Genomic DNA, 19,255 nt, shown 5'->3' on the forward strand with positions numbered 1-19,255 from the left:
ACGGCCCGCCCGGCTCGGATGCGTCCAATGCCGCCCGACCAGGCGACGATGCCAGGCCAGCAGGGTCGCCGGGGTCACGATCCGGTGCTCCCGCAGCACGCGGGGCAGTAGCCGCGTCAGCGCGGACAGCACCGCCCGATCCGGCCACGACGGTCGTGCCCGACCAACCTGACGGCGCAGCACGGCGACTTCATGCCGTAGCACGAGCAACTCCGCGGTCTTGGCCGCGTCGCTTCGGGTGAGCAGCGTCAGCCAGCCGAATACCCGAACCATGATCAGATATAGCATCCGGACCATCATCAAGCGATCGTGCAGCAGCCAGGCGAAGCCACAGCTCACAGCCGGTGCGTCTAGTTTTGGCACGGCACAGGCAGTGCTACGACCCTTCAGCTACTTCTCGCAGCGCCCGCTGGCCCGACCCTCGGCGATGACCTTGTCCACGCCCTTGGCGTAGTCCGCCATCGACTCCGCGTCCGGCTGATAGCGCCACTGGCCGTCCACATACCGGATCTCGGACGTGCCGGCCACGATCGACCGCTTGTAGTTCACGATCGCAGTGTCCTCGCCCTCCAACCGGGCCGTCGTGATCTCGAAGGTCAGGCCCGTGATGGTCTTGCACTCGGCGTTCAGCCGGGCGTACTCGTCACGCGAAATCGCCGCCTTGCCCACACTGGTCCACAGGTCCCACGCACCCTTCCAATCCCCGGAGGCGTACGTGTCGAACTCTCGCTGGGCCAGGGCCTTGGCCGCGTCCACGGTCTTCGGCTCGGTAGCAGCCTTCGTCTCGGCGGCAGCCGCGCCACTCGCGGCCGGTTTGGCCTGCTCGGGCTTGGTCTCGGTGCCAAACGCCGTGGCAAGCAGGGCGACCCCGATCGCCGCGACTGCAATGATGGTCTTACGCACCGTGTGATATCTCCTCAGTGGTTATATAGCGATGCCGGTGGCGCCGGGGCTGCCGCGGTAAGGGCGGTCCCGTCGCCACCCAACCAAGGCCGCGGGTGATCATGACAGGGGACTACGACAGGTCATCTCGCGCAGTATGCGGCGGAGGTCCGCTCGAATCGGCAGGGCGAGTCAAGAGCGTTACCTGTCGGCTGGTGTCAGCACCTCCAATTACGCCTCGGCGAAGCCAGCATTAGCGAGCCTGGCAGGCAGGGACGGCGCGCGGCGCAGCGCGCCGATCGCGGTGACACGAGTGTTCGCGGGGGATCACCGCAACAAGGGCGCTGGGGTCAGCTCCCCAGGCCCTACGCTCTCGTGCCGCTGCGGTGAAGCCTCGCGGACGCGTACTTCCGGCATGTGCGGATTCCGGCAGATTGATGTGACGTTGCCGCTCGGTACGACGCCGTTAGCAAGCCAGCCTTTATAGAGGCCCAAAAAGGAAGTGAATCGCCAAAAGTTTCAGCGCATCAACCTCTTTATTTGTTGGAAACGTCCTCGTATTGTTTCAACCGCTAGGGCCCGGCACACCCATCGCAACCCTCATCCGGCCTCGAGCGGGCGCATATTCGGCGATGTCGCCTCGCTTCACTGATCCACTGACGCCGGTCTTCGATTGCGCGCTGCGCGGCGGCAGCCGATCGGACCGGCAAGCGAACTCTCCGTACGGCAGCAGCTCCTGGTCGTCCGTCGACGGCCGGATCCCGGCTGCCCCGAATTGGCGCGCGGCCCGTCCGCCGTGCCACGCCTGGAGGACACGCTGATGCGATCACGTCCCTTCGTCGACCTCGTCCGCCGCGCGGCAACGGCCGCCGGCCTGCTCGCCCTGACCACCACCAGCGTCGTCGCCGGCCCCACGCCGGCCGTGCTGGCGGAGCCGGCGCCCGTCAGCACCGGCAACCAGTTCAAGGTCCTCGTCTTCACCAAGACGACCGGACCGGTGTCCGGCTCGACGGCGGCTGGCGTCGCCGCCATTCGGGAGCTCGGCAAGCAGCTCCGGTTCGCGGTCCAGGTGACCGACGATTCCAGGAAGATCGACCGCCCGCACCTGAGCCAGTACCGCGCGGTGGTCTTCCTCAACACCGTGGGCGACGTGCTCACCGACGCGCAGCAGAACGCCTTCGAGGACTACTACCGCGACGGCGGCGGCTTCGTGGCAGTCCACTCCGCGATTGAGGCGGAGCCGAGCTGGTCGTTCCTGACCGACGTCCTCGGTACCCGGGCCACCGGCGCGGTCGACGTCACCGCCGCCACCATCAAGGTCGCCGACCGGGTGCATCCCGCGTCGGAGACGCTGCCGGAACGGTGGAACCGCACCGACCGGTGGTACAACTTCGCCGCCAACGTGCGAGGCGTTTCCCACGTGCTGGCCACGGTCGACGAGACCACCTATGCCGGCGGTGCGATGGGCGCCGATCACCCGATCACCTGGTGCAAGGACTACCAGGGCGGTCGGTCGTTCTACACCGGCCTCGGCGGCACCGCCGCCAGCTTCGGCACCACCGACCTGCGCGCTCACCTCGGTGGCGCGATCCGCTGGGCGGCCGGCACGACCGACGGCGACTGCGGCGCCACGGTGCTCGCCAACTACCAGATGGACTACGTGGCGGCACCGCCGAACGTGAACGAGCCAATCGGGTTCGACGTTCTGCCGGACGGTCGCGTGGTGCAGACCGACCGCCGCGGCGGCGTCCGCCTGCACGATCCGGCGACCAACACGACCCACCTGCTCGCCCAGCTCCCGGTCTACATGGCCAGCGAGGACGGCATGTACGGGCCGGCGGTCGACAACGACTTCGCCACCAACAAGTGGGTTTACCTGTACTACTCGCCGCTCACGATGGAGGCACCGTTCCCGGAGAGCACCCCGACGGCGAACGCGCCGAGCACCGGCGTCGACCCCAGCGTCTGGGATCCGTGGAACGGCTACTTCCAGCTCAGCCGATTCAAGTTCGTCGACGGGCCGACCCCGACCCTCGACGTCGCCTCGGAGCAGAAGATCCTCAAGGTGCCGGTCAACCGCGGCGCGTGCTGTCACGTCGCCGGCGACATCGACTTCGACTCGCACAACAACCTGTGGATGGTCACTGGCGACGACACCCCCGCCGGCGGTGGCAACTCCGGCGGCTTCTCCCCGCACAACGACATGCTCACGGCGACCGGTCTCTACAATGCCCCGTTCGTCGACGCGCGCCGCTCGTCGCTGAACACCAACGACCTGCGCGGCAAGATCCTTCGGTTCGCCGTCCAGCCCGACGGGTCGTACACGATCCCGGACGGCAACCTCTTCAGCGGCGACGAGGAGGGCGGCGGCAAGACCCGGCCCGAGATCTACGCGATGGGCTTCCGCAACCCGTTCCGGATCACGCTCGACGACGACGACATCGCGTACGTCACCGACTACTCCCCGGACTCGCAGACGCCTCAGGCGTTCCGCGGCCCCGCCGGCACCGGCCGGATGATGGTCGTGCGCGAGCCGGCGAACTACGGCTGGCCGCTGTGCTACCAGCCCGACCTGCCCTACTACCGGTGGAACTTCACCACCTCCACACCGCTCGACGGCCCGCCCCAGGCGTACGAGTGCGGCGACCCGACCCGCGGTCCGGCGAACACGTCCCGCTGGAACACTGGCCTGACCTACTCGCCGCCGATCCACCGGTCCGAGCTGTGGTACTCCTACCAGGACAACAACGCGGCGAACCCGCTCGGAACCCCGTGCGCGGCGTCGTACACCCAGAGCCCGCAGGGCACCTGCCCGCAGCTCTTCCCGGAGATGGGCACCGGCGGGATCGGGCCGCACGGCGCCGCCAAGTACGACTACGACCCGGCCAATCCCAACCCGACGAAGTTCCCGGAGTACTACGACGGGGCCATTTTCTTCGGCGAGTTCACCCGCGACTATCTGCGCGAGATCCGGCTCGACTCGGCCGGCGATGTCCTGAAGATCAATAATTTGCTCAACTGCGGCCCCGCCCCGACCACGCCGACGCGCCCGTTCATCTGCGACAACCCGATGGACATGATGTGGGGCGACGACGGCAGCTTCTACCTGCTCACGTACGGCGACGGCTTCTTCGCCCCCAACCCGGACGCCGCGCTGGTGAAGTTCAGCTACGTCAAGGGGACCCGCGCGCCGATCGCGGTGATGGGCGCCACGCCGACGGACGGCGTCGGCCCGCTGACCGTCGCCTTCTCCAGCGAGGGCTCGCGCGACCCCGACCCGGCCGACTCGATCAGGTTCGAGTGGGACTTCGACGGCAACGGCACGACCGACTCGATCGACGCGAACCCGACGTTCACCTACACCGCCAACGGCGTCTACACGGCGCGGCTGACCGTCACCGACTCCAGCGGCAAGACCGCGTCGGCGAACACGACCATCACGGTCGGCAACACCTCGCCGACGGTCGACGTCACGGTGCCGGTCGACGGCGGGCTGTTCGCCTTCGGCGACACGATCCCGTTCGCGGTCAACGTGAGTGACCTGCAGGACGGGCCGATCGACTGCTCGCGCGTCGAGGTGACATTCGTGCTCGGCCACGACTCCCACGGGCACGCCGAGTCGACGGCGACCGGCTGCTCCGGAACGCTGCCGACCTTCGCCGAGGACGTCTCCCACGGCGGGAACGTGTTCGGCATCATCAGTGCCTCGTACACCGACCTCGGCGGCCCCGGCGGGGTGCCGGCGCTGACGACGGTGGACCAGGTCTCGATCCTGCAGAAGAAGCAGGAGGTCGAGTTCGCGGTCGAGCAGTCCGGTACGAACACCGCAACGTCCGCCGACGTCGGCGGCGGCCTGCAACGCGGCAGCCTCGGCAACGGCGACTGGATCGCCCTCAACGGCACCTACAACCTGCAGTACATCGACTCGCTGACCTTCCGGACCTCGGGCGGCAGCGGCGCGGCTGGCACCGGCGCGGTCGAGGTGCGCCGCGACGCGGTCAACGGGCCCATCCTCGCCACCGTCACGATCGTGCCGACGGCGGGCGCGACCACGTACGCAAGCCAGACGTTCCCGATCAGCGATCCGAGCGGGGCGCAGCGGCTCTACCTGGTGTTCCGTCCCGTTGCGGGCGGACCGACAAACAACTTCTTCAACCTCAACTGGGTCGAGTTCGGGGGACAGGGCGTGAGTGCGCCCTAGCAGTACGGGCCGGGCGCCGCCACCGCCGCGCCCGGCCAACATCGCCACCGCCAACGGTACGAAAGGAATGGATCATGGTTCTGTACAGGAACATCAATCGACGCCGCTTCCTCACCGGCGCGGGCGTGACGGCGGCCGCCGCGCTGACGCCGCTCGGCCCGGCGTCCGTGTTCGCCGCCTCCCCGGCGGGCGCGGCCGGCGGTCGGCTCATCCCACGCGGGAAGATGGGCACCATCACGTACACCCAGCGGGACGTCCCGACCCGGGTCGGCATCGCGGCGAGCGCGGCGCTGGGCGTGGCGCCGACGATGGGTTACCTCGGCGGCCCCGACTTCCCCGCCGACCCGACCGACCTGGGCCCGCTGGTCCCGCTGCCGGGTGGCTGGCGGGAACTGCTGGAGGCCCTCGCGAACCTCGGGTTCAAGCAGATCGAGTTCGCCGGCTACGGGCAGAACGCCGCCAACCCCGGCGGCGCCGCGCCCAACCCGGCGCCGGGCGGCGTGGTCACCGCGGAGTCGCGCGCGGCCTACCTCGCGTACGCTCGGACCCTGCGTGGCTTCCTTGACGAGTTCGGCCTGGAGGCGGTCGGTAACCACGGCTTCATCCCGAACACGTGGCCGGGCCAGAGCAGTCCGGGCGGCGCGATGTCGGCCGCCGACTACGCCCGCTTCCAGTTGGAACTCGAGTTCGCGTCGGTCCTCGGCATGCCGTACATGGGCACGGGCAACGATCCGACCAGCGCCAACAACCGCAACATCGAGCCCTGGACGGTGGCCGGCCAGAAGTGGGAGGCGCTAAATGTGCTCAGCCTCCAGTGGGGGATCCACCTCTACCCGCACAACCACTCGCCGGCGTACAACTTCCTGCAGGATGGCCCGCTGGTCACCGTGACGGAGGACCGCATCACCGGCGCGCCGATCGCGCCGACCGTGGTCCGCGGCGAGTCCGGCAAGCGACTCATGCAGCACTACCTCGACATCACCGACCCGGCGCTGTGCGTGGTCGAACTGGACATCTTCTGGGCGAACGTCGCGCAGCACCAGCACCGCTGGCGCTACGACTGGGAGGGCAACCGCGTCGAGGACATCTTCGACCCGCTCGCCCAGGTCGCCCGGCAGACCAAGCGGTACGCGCTGTTTCACGCGAAGGACGGCGACCGCACCGCGGAACCCGCCGGCGTGGGTAACGGCTACAACATGATCCCCTTCGGCGACCCGCGTAGCGACATCGACTTCGACACGTTCTTTAGCGACATGGGCGCCAAGGGATACCACAACCCGAACTATGAGCAGGACAACGCACCCGGTGGTGCCGCCGACCCGGGACAGTCCCTGCGGTTCAGCAAGATCAGCGCGTCCGGCATGGGGGCCCTACGGGGCTGACAGCCAACGCTGGCGATGCGGGCGGCCCGGCGGAGAATCCGCAGGCCCGGCTCGTTGACGGCGGGCGGGGGAGGGCGATGCTCTTCCCCGCCTTCCCGCCAGACCGCGATCACGCGTGCAGGTGCTCATAGTCGCAGCGCCGGGTGGCGACCTCGATGAGTTCGCGCGAGGCCCTGCGCGGACTGTCCGCCCAACCGAGCCTGAGATTGCGCTTGTCGGAAAACAGCCAGTCGACAGCGGTGTCGCCGGATCTCGCCGCGGTGAACTTGCGGCATGCCAGGAACCGCAACTCGTCGGCGTCGCTGTCGGCGAGCGGCCGGATCATCGCAACCGTTTCACGCGGCTGGAGCACCGCCAGCCGGCGCAGGCCCTTCTCAACGCGGCCGAACACCGCGTCGTCGATCCCGTGGTCATCGCCGAGATTTCAGTACCTCCATCGGCTGCTGACCGGAGTCCATCTGGCCGGCGCAGCTCGGCGGTGGCGTCGACGACGCCGACGATGTAGGGCAGGACCTGATTGACGAACTCCGCCGGTGCTGCCGCGGCAACCTCGCTAGTCGTCGAAGCCCCGCCGCTCCGCGTCGAGGTGGTCGAAGGCGAACGGGTCGGCGCTGCCGTCCGCCCTGGCGCGGGTGAGTGCGCGACGTAGGTATGCGCCGATCAGCCGGGCCGCTGCCGTCGGGGTCGTCGGTCTTCAAGCCGTAAAGGATCGACCACCGGTTTACCGACGTGTTCTACCGACAGTCCCGGCCCAAGCCTGTGCCGTGCCATAACTCGTCGCACGGGTTGTGAGCTGCCGTTTCGCCGGTCGGACGCATGCTCGTGTGATGGTGTTCCGGCTGCTGTATCTGATCATGGTTCAGGTGTTCGGCTGGCTTGCGTGGCTATCGCGCAGCGACGCCGCCAAGACTGCGGAGCTGCTGGTCCTGCGGCACGAAGTCGCCGTCCTGCGCCGGCAGGTCGGCCGGCCGCGACCGTCGTGGCCGGACCGGGCGGTGCTGTCCGCGTTGACGCGGCTGCTCCCCGGCCGGCTGCGCTGGCATCGCCTCGTTACGCCCGCCACGCTGCTGGCTTGGCACCGCCGGCTGGTCCAGCGCCGGTGGACGCACCCGAACCGGCCAGGCCGGCCGCCAATCAACACCGAGATCCGCGACCTGGTCCTGCGGCTGGCACGGGAGAACCCGAACTGGGGACACCGCCGTATCCAAGGCGAGCTGGTCGGTCTCGGGTATCGGGTCGGTGCCGGCACGATCCGTCGGATCCTGGCCGGTGCACGGATACGACCGGCGCCGCGCGGTGTGGATACCAGCTGGCGGCGCTTCCTCCGAACCCAGGCGCACGGGCTGTTGGCTACCGACTTCTTCCACCTGGACACGATCGCGCTGCGGCGGATCTATGTGCTGGTCGTGATGGAAGTGGTCACCCGCACGGTCCACATCCTCGGGGTCACCGCCAACCCGACCGGCGAATGGACCACCCAGCAAGCCCGGAACCTGATCGTCGACCTCGGTGAGCGGGCAAGCTCATTCCGGTTCCTGATCCGAGACCGTGACAGCAGGTTCACTACCTCGTTCGACGCGATGTTCACCGCCGAGGGCATCGAGGTGGTCAGGATCCCCCCGCGGACACCACGGGCGAACTGCTATGCCGAGCGGTTCATCGGTAGCGTCCGCCGCGAATGCACCGACCACCTCTTGATCTACAACGAACAACACGCCCGCACCATCCTCGACGGCTATGCCCGGCACTTCAACGACCATCGTCCACATCAGAGTCTCGACCAGCATCCACCCCGCCACGAACCGGTCCTCGTGATCCCGCTCGACCGACCGGTGCGCAAACGCCGAGTCGTTCATAACCTGATCAACGAGTACAGCCGAGCAGCCTGACCGCAGCGGGAAAACACCAGCTCGCAGGCCCTATGCAGAGGATTGGCACGGCACAGGGTTCCGGTTCCTCCTCAAGGGCGGATTGAAGGATCCGCTCCTGGAGTACGAGGAAGCCTTCTCGGGGGCGGGGGATGACGCGGAGATCTGCCACCGGGCCGGCGAGAGGGTGGCGTCGGCTGCGACGTCGCTAACGTCGTTTGGTACCTCGAGGAAAAGGACTACGCCAGCGCTGCAGTAAGTGCCGTGTCCATTGCCCCCGGCGTTGATTTTCTCTGCAAAATCAAAGCTTTCTGCAAGAAAGCTGCGGACTTCATTCTGGACAAGGCGAAGAAGCTCGTTAGCAAGGCGCCGACAGGCAAGGCGCCCAGCATCAACCCGGCAAAAGAAGCCGAAGAAATGGCCGCCATCAAGGCCGACGCACGCACAGCGACTACCGCCCCCGCGCCCAAGACGCCCAAACCGCCAACCAAGGACCCCACCCCAGCCACCAGAGGCAAACCCGGCGGCAACGGAGGCGGCGGCGCACCACGAGCCAAGGACGGCTGCGCGAAACACAGCTTTGATCCAGCCACCCCCGTGGTCATGGCCGACAACACCAGCCGCCAGGGCTCCGGCAAGGTAGTCATATGCCGGACTTCAGGTGAGTCCGAGGAGTTGTAGCGGTCGGTAGGGGTTTCGGCTGTTGCGGCGGAGGGCTTGGGCGATGGTGGTGATGCCGGCGAGGCGGAGCAGGCTGATCGCGGTGTTGCGCAGGGTGGCCATTGCGCGGGGTGCGTTGCGGGTGCGCAGGCGGCTGGCGTCTTCGCCGTAGGTGGTGTCGCGGATGTGGTGCAGGGTTTCGATGGCCCAGTGTCCGCGTAGCCCGTCGGCCAGGTCGGCGGGGTTGGCCTGGGCGGCGGTCAGGTTGGTGATGGCGTAGACGGTGACGGTGGACCAGCGGCCGGTGCTCAGGTTGAGTCGGCGGCGGCGGATCCGCAGGGCTTGGACGGCGTGTGGGAAGTCCAGGGCGAGCGGCCCGGTGCAGGTGACCGCTTGTAGACGGCGGATGTCGTAGCGGCCGTGGCCGCGTTCGCCGGTCTCGTCTTGGACCGGGACCTTCGTCCAGGGCAGGGCTTTGAGCTGCCGATACAGACGCGGCTGGTTCTTCTTCACGGTGAACAGGTAGCCGGCGTGCTTGGTCTCGGCGAGCCAGCGGGCATGCTCGCGTTGGGTGTGTAACGCATCAGCGGTGACGAGCGCCGCGCTCAGGTCGAGGGCGGCCAGCAGCGGCTGGAAGCGGGTGATCTCATTGGTCTTGCCGGCCACGTCGACTTGGGCGAGGACCGCCCCGGTGCGTTGGTCCAGCACGGCCAGCAGGTGCACCTGCGCTCCGGCCGGTCCGCTGCCCCGCAGGGTTTTGCCGTCCACGCTGTACACACGCCGCCCGGTCGGGGTTCCTGCCGCCGGCCCGGAGGCGATGAGCCACCGGCCGACCGCGTCGTCCAGGGCGTCGGCGTCGACGCCAGCCAGGATCCGCCGGAATGTGGACTCGTCCGGCGCCCGATACACCCCGGTGAGCGGGTCTCGGAACACGCCCAACTCGGCGAGGACCTGCTGCGGGACGTCGCCGGCCCATTCGGCGACGGCCGCCGCGGACCGGGCGCCGGTCAACACCGCCGCGACCGCGGCGGCCAGGACCCCGGGCAGCGCATGGACGACACCGCGAGGGTCTCGCCGGTCCGGCACCTGCCTCAACGCCGTGACCAAGCTCGTCCGGCCGCCTGTCAACGGCTCGTCCAAGCGGTCCGCGTGCACGGCCAACACGTCAATCAGCGATGATGTTCCCAACGGGCGCGGTCCTCTTTGATCTTCCCAGCTTCGACACCTGGATGATCATCGAAAGGCCGCGCCTGTCCTCATACCGTGATGATCAGGAGCGTCTGCACTCAAACGGCCAGACCGGTCATATCGCTACCTTGCCGGAGCCCTGCACCAGCCGCCCCATCGGCGACATCGCCGAGGGCGACAAGGTACTCGCACATGACCCACAAACCGGCGAAACCAGCGCCCAGACCGTCGAGAAACTTCACAACAACGTCGACCAAGCCCTGACCGACCTGACCGTACGCACCGCCGACGGCAACTTCAGCACTCTGAAGACAACACAACACCACCCCTTCTGGAGCGTCAGCAGGAGCGACTGGGTCGATGCCAAGGACCTTCGACCGGAAGAGTGGCTGAAGTCAACCTCCGGCGACCCCGTGATCGTTGTCAAGGTTCACAGCTTCGTCGGGCTTCAGGCTATGCACGATCTGACAGTCAGCAAAGTCCATACGTACTATGTGATAACCGGCGATGCACCGGTTCTTGTCCACAACTGCGACACCAGTTTGACTCAAGCTCAAGCCGACACATTGCGGGTGGGACCGCATGCGGATGTGAGTATTCCCGCTACTGGGCCAACCGTTACTACTTCGCAAGGCGCCGCGATGCAAGGATTGCCGTGTCACACCTGTGGAGCGGTCAATCCGAACGTTACGATGGTTGGCGACCATCAACCTCCCTCAGGGCTGTCCCCGATCGGTGGCCAACAGCGCCTCTTTCCTCAATGCCCGGGTACCTGCAGTGCCGGTCAGGCAACAGCGGTCCAAAGGGGCCAACAGATACTTCGGAATCACGGAATATATAATCCGAATGCGCCGGGAGCGTATGAGAGACTATTGGAACTCTTGCCCGGTCATACACGGGGCTGATCAAACGCTCGCGTCCTTAGCTCGCCCACCGATCGGGTTCCTCCGAAAGGAATGAAATGAAAATCGGCTCTGCGGATGTTTACGCGAACCACCCGATCATCGTGGTCGGCTCGGCAGGCAACGTTGATGATCGTCTAGCGCTAAACGGTGCAGATGCCGCGGCATCGGGTGCTCATGTTCTGATCGCTACACGGGGACAAGCTGCGCTAGTCAGGGTATCGCTATGGAAAGGGGTCGGTCCGCGAACGGGGAAGATCGTGTTCGATGATGATCTCATTTTGGCCGATCAGGCTATCGCGGTCTTCGATGTCGAAGGTCTGACGCGGTTTAGTTCGACCGTTGGTATCCGTGGTCGTCATCGTGTAGCGATTTCGGTGGATGACCCGGGTTTTGCGTCCCGCGTCGATGTCATCGTTGATGCCGGACAAGGTGCGCATGCGCTGACGGCTGTGGCTGGGCTTGGCTTGTTCGAAGTTTGTGGGGCGGTTGGCGGTGAACTCGAACCTTCCGATGAGCTAGCGTTGATACTGTCGGGACACGACTCTCCAATGAATCGCCTGGCGGCTGCGATCAAGTTGATTGGCGAGTCTCCCGCTCCCCGCCCGGCAATTAGGTCCTTCTGGATTCGAATGGTGGTTGAGTGGATACGGTGGCTAAGTCCTGGGCTGTCGCTCACTGATAGTCGGATGTTGGGCGCAATGATCGAGGAACGGCTACAGAGGGAAGTGCTTGACTCAATTGATGCCGTCGCAGTCGAATTGGCGTCGGAAATTCTCCGACGAGCTGCATGACTTCGTGATCGGCTCGCCGAGCCCGACCTCCGGACCGGGCGAGGATGGCAACGGGTCAACGTGAAGTCGCTGTGACAGCGGGGATCCTCGCCCGGTTCTTGGACCGGGCGAGGGTCGCAGCCTTAGCCACCCCCGGCCTGCTCGAGCACGGTGGCGAGGCTGCCCCCGGTCCCCGGACCAGGCACAAACCATCGTGTGGGGCTCGTAAATCCAGTTTGGCTACGCTGCCTGCGAGTATTCGTTGATCAGTCCGCCGAGGATCGGGCGTCGTTGGACCCGGGCGGCGGTGAGGTCGACGACCTGCGGTGGCGGGTTGGGCGGTCGTTGGCCGAGTGATCGGTGTGGCCGGTGGCCGTTGTAGTGCTCGGTGTACTCGGTCAGGACCTTCGTCAGGTGCCATTCGCCGAGGATGAGCATCCGGTCGGTGCACTCGCGTCGTACCGTGCCCGACCCAGCGCTCTGCGAAGGCGTTCGCCATCGGGGCTTGCGGAGGTGTGCGGAGTACGTCGATACCCGCCGCGGTAAAGACCGTGTCGTACGCGGCCGTGAACTTCGCATCATGGTCACGCAGCAGGAACTGCAGCCCGTCTGCCCGCTGGTCGAGGCCCATCAGCAGGTTCCGTGCTTGTTGCGCCACCCAGCTACCGGTCGGGTGCGCGGTGACACCGACGACGTGGACCTGGCGGGTGGCGAGTTCGATAAAGAAGAGCACGTAGATTCGTTTGAGCAGCACGGTGTCGACGGTGAAGCCACAGTTGCACTTCGTGCTGTTCGAGCAGCGGCATCAGGTTCAGCAGTTGGTTCCCTGAGAAGGCTCGTTCGTACTCGCCGACCACGATTGCGTCGAACCCGCGAAGAGGATCGCCGAGCGTGGCCAACAGGGCAGCGGATTGCGGGCGGTGCCGCCAGCTTCGGCGGCGGGAGCAGCCGACGTCAAAGTACTTGGCGACGATCGCTCCGTGACCGGATACGAGTTCGGTGGCGCAGTCCACCTGCCAGTGCCGGGACGTCACCCGGTCCTGGTGCTCAACGGTCGACATCCGACCGTAGAACGCGAACCGCAGACCGCCTGGCCGTCGGGCTTGCGGATGCGCAGGGGGCTTTGACTGCTCGTTCAGCCATCGGGCCAGGGGATCCTCTTCACCTTGGTCATCTGACACGTCGACCTTCATACCGAGGGATCCTCGTGGCGAAGACGCACAGGCGGTCCGTCTCCACCGGGTGCAGCCTGCCGGCCGCACGGATGGCGGCGGCATCGATCGGGCCGTCGGAACCCTCCGGTTTGAACCGGAGCCGGGCTCGATGGCCTTGTGCGCTGTCGCGCTTCGGCGCCTGACGGAAATCTGACCGATCGCTCAGGGCGGTGGGTACGCGGAATTGCCGATAGTGTCACTCCCGGCATCGAGCCGAACTCACGCTGTTATCACAGAGGATCGCCTGGGGGGTTGATGGCGCCGAGCAGACGTTGGGCAGTCCTGATTGGAGTCGACCACTGCGGCCGTGATGTCCAACTACCACCGCTCCGGTACGCCGAGAGCGACGCTCTCGCACTGCGGGGCGTTTTGTTGGACCGAGACATTGGCACCTTCGACGACGGTGCGGTGAAAATGTTCGTCGGTCCGCAAGCCACCTGGCGCGAGATCAAGGTGTTCCTGCGTGATCTGGCTCTGCAATCCGCACCATCGGATGTCCTATTCGTCTACTTCGCCGGTCATACGCTTGTACCGCAATGGAGCGATCAACTCGATGCCTATCTAGTCACGGCAGACCTTGATCCGGCGATGCTTGCTCGCGAACCCGACAACGGATTGCGAATGTCCTTCCTCAAGCGGGACATCTTCGACGCCTTCGCGGGTGCCTCGTTCCTGGTGCTCGACTGCTGCCACGCGGGTGTCTACGCTGATGCCGATCGACGCAACATCAAGGTCTTGCAGTCATACGCGGAGGCGGTGGACCGACCTCGGCACAATGCCCTACTCGCCTGCCCCAGCGGATCGGTGACCCGGGAAAACGCCGAACATGAGCACGGAACGTTGACTCACCACGTGCTGCGGGCGTTGCGGGGCAGGGCAGGCGACGAGGCCGGACGGGTCTCGTTCGCGCAGATGGCGACGTTCGTCGCGGAGCAGGGTATGGATCCGCCACCGGTGCACACGGCGCACGTCTACGGGGCCACCACGGTGCTGACCCAACCGCCCATGTCCCGGCACGACCGCCAAGCGCTCAACAGCCCGGCGAATCCGGGCATCACACGCCCTTGCCTCAACCCGCTTGAGGACCAGACAAGCTCGATCCGGCAGCTGCTCGATCGGATGTTCCGCGTCGACGTGCGCTCAGCGGACCAGTCAAATCCGGGCGAACGAGACGGTCGGGTCGAACTCATCCGGCACGCGCTCGATGCGGAATCGGCTGCGGTCGTGGAGTTCGCCGGCAGTGGCGTCGGTGTGGTGAACCGCACGGCACGGTTCGACAAGGACATGCTGTCGCCAATGCTGGAGACCGCGGCCATCGACGGTGTGAAGCATCCGAAGGCGACGCCGGGTTACGTTGTGTCGCATGGCGTCGGCCGCCGGATGCTCTGCGTGCCCCTCTCGTTCGCCGGTGACCGTACTCTTACACTTGCGGTGGTCGACCCGGCCCTTGCCCAGCTGGACATGGGTGAGCCGCTGGCCGTCATGCTTCGAGCGGTCTGGGAATCTGACCCGGCGGCTGATCCCATGCAATCAGAGATGACCGTCCTGACCGCCCTGCGCACCTCTTTCGGCCGACTGCCATTCAAGCTGTACGGCGATGCCTTCAGCCTCTACCAACAGCTGATCGGGTCGATGACCATGGTGTTCCAGCCGGTCGTCGAGCTGGACCAGCGCGCGACTGGTGTAAGCGTCCAGAGTTTCGAGGCGTTGGCCCGGCGCAACGACGGTGAGCTGCGCGCTCCCTGGTCCGCGCTGCGGATGGCTCACGACTGGGGTGATCGTTTTGTCGTCGAACGCGATGCCATCCTCGTAGCCAAAGCAATCCACTCCTATGCCGAAGCCGACGCAGCCTCCGGATGGCAGGGAACCAAGCCGTTGTCGGTCAACGTGGCGGTCCGCTCACTGCTCAGCGACGCGTACCTCGGCCAGGTGAGCAAGGCGCTCACCGAGGCGGGGTTGCATCCTCGAACCCTGACACTGGAAATCTCGGAGCAGGACCCGATCAAACCGGAGCCGGGCGAGCGATGGCCGCAGGAGCCTCTGGTCTACTTCCACAACCGGCTCACCACACTCGCGAGGGAGCTGCGGATCAGCTTCGCGGTCGACGACTTCGGAGTTGGTTACGCATCGCTGGCGCGTATGGCCGAGCTGCCGCTCACCCAGATCAAGGTCGATCGGGCGATCCTGCACCACCCCATGGCGTTGGAGGAACTGGCGCTCGTTGCGCGCATCGCTCGCTACGCCAGCGACCAGGGACAGACCGGGCAGTCGAGGACAGTCATTGTCGAGGGCTTCGACGACGACGCACCAGTAAGTCTGTACGAGATTTTCCGCTTGGGCATCCATCACGTGCAGGGCTACTTCAGCGGTGCGGTCGCCTCGTCCACGCTGCGCGAGCTGGACCCAGCCGCGCAGGAGCGGATCGCATCACTCGTGAGAGGGGAAAAGTGACGAGCGTCAAGCTACTGCTACCGCCTGAAGTGATCGAGGAACTCGACCTGCCCTATGAGGGGGTTCGCGACAGCGGTGCGATCACCGTGGCGATCGAGGGGATTGCCGTGCTGGCGAACCTCGCCACCCTGGCCACGCTGCAGCCACAGGCGGAGGCGCTGGTTTCCTCGATACGCAACTGGCGCCTCCGCAACCATCAAAGGCCCGCGGTACTGACGGTCGAGGGGGCAAACATCAGCCTGCGGATCGAGCTACCGTCCAACGTCAACCGAGCGACCCTGCTTCGGCAACTTGAACCACTGCTCGATGAGGAGAGCCGGTAGACGCCGCACATCCCAGAATCAGTGCGCCAGCGAAGGCTCTGACCGACGAGATGCTGGTCAGGGCCTTCCCCTCACGACCCACGACGCAGCCGCTGGCTCGGCGACCGGTAGTCCGGCTCTTGCAGTGCCTCGTGCTGCTCGGTGGTGCCGAGCTGGCGTCGACAGTCGACAGTCCAATCCACCGTGACCAAAGCGAGGAGCGTAGCTAGGCAAGGTCCGCAGTGTCCAAAAAAGCTCGCTGGTGCCCGGCTGTTATCGTCGACATTCAATTGTCACGTCATAGTCGCTGCATCGCGATGGTGGGGTTGCGGTATCGATCGCTCCTCGGATACAAACCATCACTCCACGGTGCGCGCTGAGATCCACTGCAGCGCGCACCGTTTGCGTTTCGGCCTGGTAGGTGAGCTGGAGGCCTGGCTGCCGGTAGACCTCGGCTCTGTCGTCGGGGTCGGCGTCGCGCAGTACGTTGACGATGTCGCCGAGCCCTCGGACCAGGTCGCGATCTGGGAGCGGCTCATCCGGCGTGGCTTCGTCTGCTGGGTCGATTGAAGATCGGCTTCGGCTCGTGCCCGTTCGGCCTGCGTCTGGGTAATCCAGTCGGTGACCACTGCGGGATCTGCGCCGGCGTCGAGGGCGGCCCGGTACTGGGCGAGCTTGTGTCACAGGTGGAGATGGTGGCCTCGGCTGCGGCAGTAAATGGCGTGAGTTGGTCCAATGGCTGAGCGTTGGCCGTGGCGGTGATCGTTTGGTCGAGGTGGTCTGGGGCGATCGAGGCGCTGGGCGCGACCGTCGCCGATATGATCGACCCGGAGTCGACCCGCTGAACGACGGCCGGGGTGCCGGCGGGTCAGGAACGGCCGCGCAGGCGTGCCAGCCGCTCGCGTACGCCGTCGAAGTGGGCCTGCACCGCGGTAACCGCTGCCTCCTTGTCGCCGGCGACCACGGCCTCGTGGATCACCCGGTGCCGGTGCACGACCTCCTGCGGCGACTCGGTCGGCGCGCCGAGGTCCAGCCGTAGCTGGTGGTACACGTCCCAGAACGCGCCCAGCAACTGGCCGACGAGGGGGTTGCGCAGCGGAAGATAGAGCACGTCGTGGAAGAGCCGGTCGATCTCCGGTGAAACGGCACCGAGGCGGGCCTCGGCCTCCATCTGGTCCAGCACCTCGACCGCGGCCGTCAGATCGGCCTCGCGGTGCCACTGGATGAGCTGGATGACCAGGCCGCTCTCCAGCGCCTCCCGGACCTGCATGAGGTAGCCGAGCTGGTGACCGCCGCCGGCGGGGGTTATCCGGCCGTGGAAGGCCAGTTCGTCGACCAGTCCGCCCAGGGACATCTGCCCGACGAACATGCCGAAGCCGTGCTTGATCTCGACAATGCCCACGGCCTGCAACGCCTTGAGTGCTTCCCGGACGGAGTTGCGGCTGATGCCGAGCTCCCGCATCAGCTCCGACTCGGTGGGCAATGCGTCGCCCACGCCGAGGCCTCGGTCGAGGATCAGCCGTTTCACCGCCTCTCTGGCTTCGGCGGCGCGACTCGTTCGAGGGCGGACGGGACGGTCGGCAACACTCATGGTCAGGCTCAACCTTCCGCTGGACATCCTATGACTCGCAGGCCGGCCGACGGTCGCCGACCGGGCCGGACGAGGTCGAAACCTCCGGGAAACCTGTCCGACTCATTCCCTTGACCCGGTCGCGACGGCCACTCTAGCCTCCATCCTAACCGAGGAGGTGGGATGTGGAACGTCCCACGTCCTAGCAGTAACGTCAGTCACCTAAACTCGGTAGGAGGCACCGTGAGCGCCCCGGTATCCCGCGCCCACCACAGCCGCCGCGACTTCCTGCGCTTCAGCGGGATGCTCGGCGCGGCGGCTGTCGTGACCGCCAACATCTCCGCCTGCCAGTCCGGCCCGGCGTCCACCAGTTCGGTGGGCGCGGGCACCGACAAGGACCTGGTCACCGCGGTCATCGGCTACGGCAACGACCAGAGCTGGGACCCGACGATGACGGCGTCGGCGTTCTCCATGGCCGCCAACAACCACATCTACGAGGGGCTGGTCGAGACCGACCCGGTCAGCCGCGAACCCTACCCCGCGCTGGCCACCGCGCTGCCCACCGACACCGCGGCCACCACCTGGCGATTCACTCTGCGCGAGGGCGCGAAGTGGCACGACGGCCAGCAGGTCACCGTGGACGACGTCCTCTTCACCTTCGACCGGGTGCTCGACAAGTCCACCCTGGTCAGTTCCTTCTTCCGCTCCTGGCTGAAGGAGGTGAAGCGGGTCGACGACCGGAACGTGGAACTCGTCTTCCACTTCCCGTTCCCCGATGCCCTGCGCCGCCTCTCGATCGCGAAGATCATGCCGAAGCACGTGTTCGGCGCCGCCGGCGGCTGGGACGCCGCCAAGAGCGGCAAGGCGATCGGCTCGGGCCCCTACCGACTCACCGCGCACAACCCCAAGTCGAACACCACCTTCGAGGCGTTCGCCGACTACAACGGGCCTCGCAAGGCGCTGTTCAAGAAGATGAACTGGCTGTCGATCGTCGACAGCTCCGCCCGGGTCGCGAAGATCTCCGGCGGGTCCGCCGAGGCGCAGATCGCGGACAACATCCCCTACGCCAACATCGACCAGCTCAAGAAGTCCGGGCTCACCGTCGAGGGCGGCAAGGGCATGAACCACATGTTCCTGATGTTCAACACCGGCGCCAAGCCGTTCGACGACGTGCGGGTCCGGCAGGCGCTGCTCTACGCCATCGACACGCGGAAGATGATCGACGTGGCGCTCAAGGGCCACGGCAGCGCGTCCACGAGCTTCCTCAACGAACAGAACCCCTCGTACGCCAAGGCGAAGACTGTCTACGGCTACGACCCGGCGAAGGCGAAGTCCCTGCTCGCCGCGGCCGGCGTCACCAATCTGTCGGTCACCCTCATGGCGGTGAACGTCAGCTGGATCGCCGACTGCCTACCCACCATCGCCAACTCCTGGAACGCGATCGGCGTCAAGACCACCCTCCAGCCGCAGGACACCAGCGCACTGTTCACCAAGATGGATCAGTCGCAGGACTACCAGGTCGTCGCGGCCGCGTCGAACCCCAACCAGTTCGGCCTCGACGCCGACCTCATCCTCCGCTACAACTACACCCCAGGCGGCACCTGGATGAAGTACACCAAGTGGGACAGCAGCGCCGAGGCCAAGAACATCTTCGCGCTGATGGACCAGGCGACCCGGGAGCCGGACCAGACCCGCAAGCTCGCGCTGACGCACCAGTACCTGGACGTCATCGCCGAGCAGGCCGTCCTCTACCCCGTGGTGCACACCGAACTGATGACCGCCTGGGACCCGAAGCGGCTCACCAGCATCCGCCCGCAGGCCTACCCGGGCATCAACCTGCTCCAAGCGGAGCGCGTCTGACG

Annotated in this window: 16 protein-coding genes; 10 read left to right on the forward strand and 6 right to left on the reverse strand. The window is 66.4% G+C overall.

Translation table 11 applies throughout. The annotated features are described in order from the left end of the window. Positions 1-390 precede the first annotated feature (390 nt). A complete protein-coding gene (locus OG470_RS20335) occupies positions 391-903 on the reverse strand; it encodes a hypothetical protein (RefSeq protein WP_328414493.1) in 513 nt (170 codons plus the stop codon). Positions 904-1,702: 799 nt separating this feature from the next. Between OG470_RS20335 and OG470_RS20340 the strand changes: the two genes are divergently transcribed. Together OG470_RS20340 and OG470_RS20345 are read left to right on the forward strand one after the other, a co-directional pair. Beyond that, complete coding sequence (locus OG470_RS20340; protein WP_328414495.1) at positions 1,703-5,083, forward strand: ThuA domain-containing protein; 3,381 nt, start codon at positions 1,703-1,705, stop codon at positions 5,081-5,083. 74 nt (positions 5,084-5,157) lie between these two features. After that, positions 5,158-6,465: a sugar phosphate isomerase/epimerase family protein gene (locus OG470_RS20345; RefSeq protein ID WP_328414497.1), complete on the forward strand. Its 1,308-nt coding sequence runs from the start codon at positions 5,158-5,160 to the stop codon at positions 6,463-6,465. Positions 6,466-6,574: 109 nt separating this feature from the next. Here OG470_RS20345 and OG470_RS20350 read toward each other — a convergent pair whose 3' ends face one another. Beyond that, positions 6,575-6,856, reverse strand: a complete 282-nt coding sequence (locus OG470_RS20350; RefSeq protein ID WP_328414498.1) for a hypothetical protein — start codon at positions 6,854-6,856, stop codon at positions 6,575-6,577. Between the two features lie 436 nt (positions 6,857-7,292). On the opposite strand from OG470_RS20350, the gene OG470_RS20355 reads away from it, so the two are divergent. Both OG470_RS20355 and OG470_RS20360 read left to right on the forward strand, forming a co-directional pair. Beyond that, a complete protein-coding gene (locus tag OG470_RS20355; protein WP_328414499.1) occupies positions 7,293-8,354 on the forward strand; it encodes an integrase core domain-containing protein in 1,062 nt (353 codons plus the stop codon). A 243-nt stretch (positions 8,355-8,597) separates the two neighbouring features. Further along, positions 8,598-9,014 (forward strand): hypothetical protein, encoded by a 417-nt coding sequence (locus OG470_RS20360; protein WP_328414501.1) that lies wholly within the window; start codon positions 8,598-8,600, stop codon positions 9,012-9,014. On the opposite strand, the gene OG470_RS20365 is transcribed toward OG470_RS20360, so the two are convergent. Continuing rightward, positions 8,991-10,079 carry an ISAs1 family transposase gene (locus OG470_RS20365; protein ID WP_328414502.1) on the reverse strand — a complete coding sequence of 363 codons (1,089 nt, stop codon included), beginning with the start codon at positions 10,077-10,079 and terminating at the stop codon, positions 8,991-8,993. The genes OG470_RS20360 and OG470_RS20365 overlap by 24 nt on opposite strands. A gap of 89 nt (positions 10,080-10,168) precedes the next feature. Here OG470_RS20365 and OG470_RS20370 point away from each other — a divergent pair, with 89 nt between their 5' ends. Then, positions 10,169-11,086 (forward strand): polymorphic toxin-type HINT domain-containing protein, encoded by a 918-nt coding sequence (locus OG470_RS20370; protein WP_328414504.1) that lies wholly within the window; start codon positions 10,169-10,171, stop codon positions 11,084-11,086. Positions 11,087-11,142: 56 nt separating this feature from the next. Then, complete coding sequence (locus OG470_RS20375) at positions 11,143-11,877, forward strand: hypothetical protein (RefSeq protein WP_328414506.1); 735 nt, start codon at positions 11,143-11,145, stop codon at positions 11,875-11,877. 219 nt (positions 11,878-12,096) lie between these two features. On the opposite strand, the gene OG470_RS20380 is transcribed toward OG470_RS20375, so the two are convergent. Continuing rightward, positions 12,097-12,294, reverse strand: coding sequence for an integrase core domain-containing protein (locus tag OG470_RS20380; RefSeq protein ID WP_328414508.1), 198 nt, complete (start codon positions 12,292-12,294; stop codon positions 12,097-12,099). A gap of 224 nt (positions 12,295-12,518) precedes the next feature. Continuing rightward, a complete protein-coding gene (locus OG470_RS20385; protein WP_328414510.1) occupies positions 12,519-13,049 on the reverse strand; it encodes a hypothetical protein in 531 nt (176 codons plus the stop codon). 276 nt (positions 13,050-13,325) lie between these two features. Here OG470_RS20385 and OG470_RS20390 point away from each other — a divergent pair, with 276 nt between their 5' ends. The 3 genes from OG470_RS20390 (at position 13,326) to OG470_RS20400 (ending at position 16,393) form a co-directional block, all read left to right on the forward strand. Beyond that, positions 13,326-15,521: an EAL domain-containing protein gene (locus tag OG470_RS20390; RefSeq protein ID WP_328414511.1), complete on the forward strand. Its 2,196-nt coding sequence runs from the start codon at positions 13,326-13,328 to the stop codon at positions 15,519-15,521. Then, positions 15,518-15,844: a hypothetical protein gene (locus OG470_RS20395; protein ID WP_328414513.1), complete on the forward strand. Its 327-nt coding sequence runs from the start codon at positions 15,518-15,520 to the stop codon at positions 15,842-15,844. Before OG470_RS20390 ends, OG470_RS20395 begins: the two co-directional genes overlap by 4 nt. Positions 15,845-16,192: 348 nt before the next feature. After that, complete coding sequence (locus tag OG470_RS20400; protein ID WP_328414515.1) at positions 16,193-16,393, forward strand: hypothetical protein; 201 nt, start codon at positions 16,193-16,195, stop codon at positions 16,391-16,393. A 298-nt stretch (positions 16,394-16,691) separates the two neighbouring features. On the opposite strand, the gene OG470_RS20405 is transcribed toward OG470_RS20400, so the two are convergent. Further along, complete coding sequence (locus OG470_RS20405) at positions 16,692-17,441, reverse strand: FadR/GntR family transcriptional regulator (protein WP_328414517.1); 750 nt, start codon at positions 17,439-17,441, stop codon at positions 16,692-16,694. Positions 17,442-17,636: 195 nt separating this feature from the next. On the opposite strand from OG470_RS20405, the gene OG470_RS20410 reads away from it, so the two are divergent. Then, positions 17,637-19,253 carry an ABC transporter substrate-binding protein gene (locus OG470_RS20410; RefSeq protein ID WP_328414519.1) on the forward strand — a complete coding sequence of 539 codons (1,617 nt, stop codon included), beginning with the start codon at positions 17,637-17,639 and terminating at the stop codon, positions 19,251-19,253. Positions 19,254-19,255: the final 2 nt, after the last annotated feature.

This window comes from Micromonospora sp. NBC_00389 (assembly GCF_036059255.1).
Classification (GTDB): domain Bacteria; phylum Actinomycetota; class Actinomycetes; order Mycobacteriales; family Micromonosporaceae; genus Micromonospora.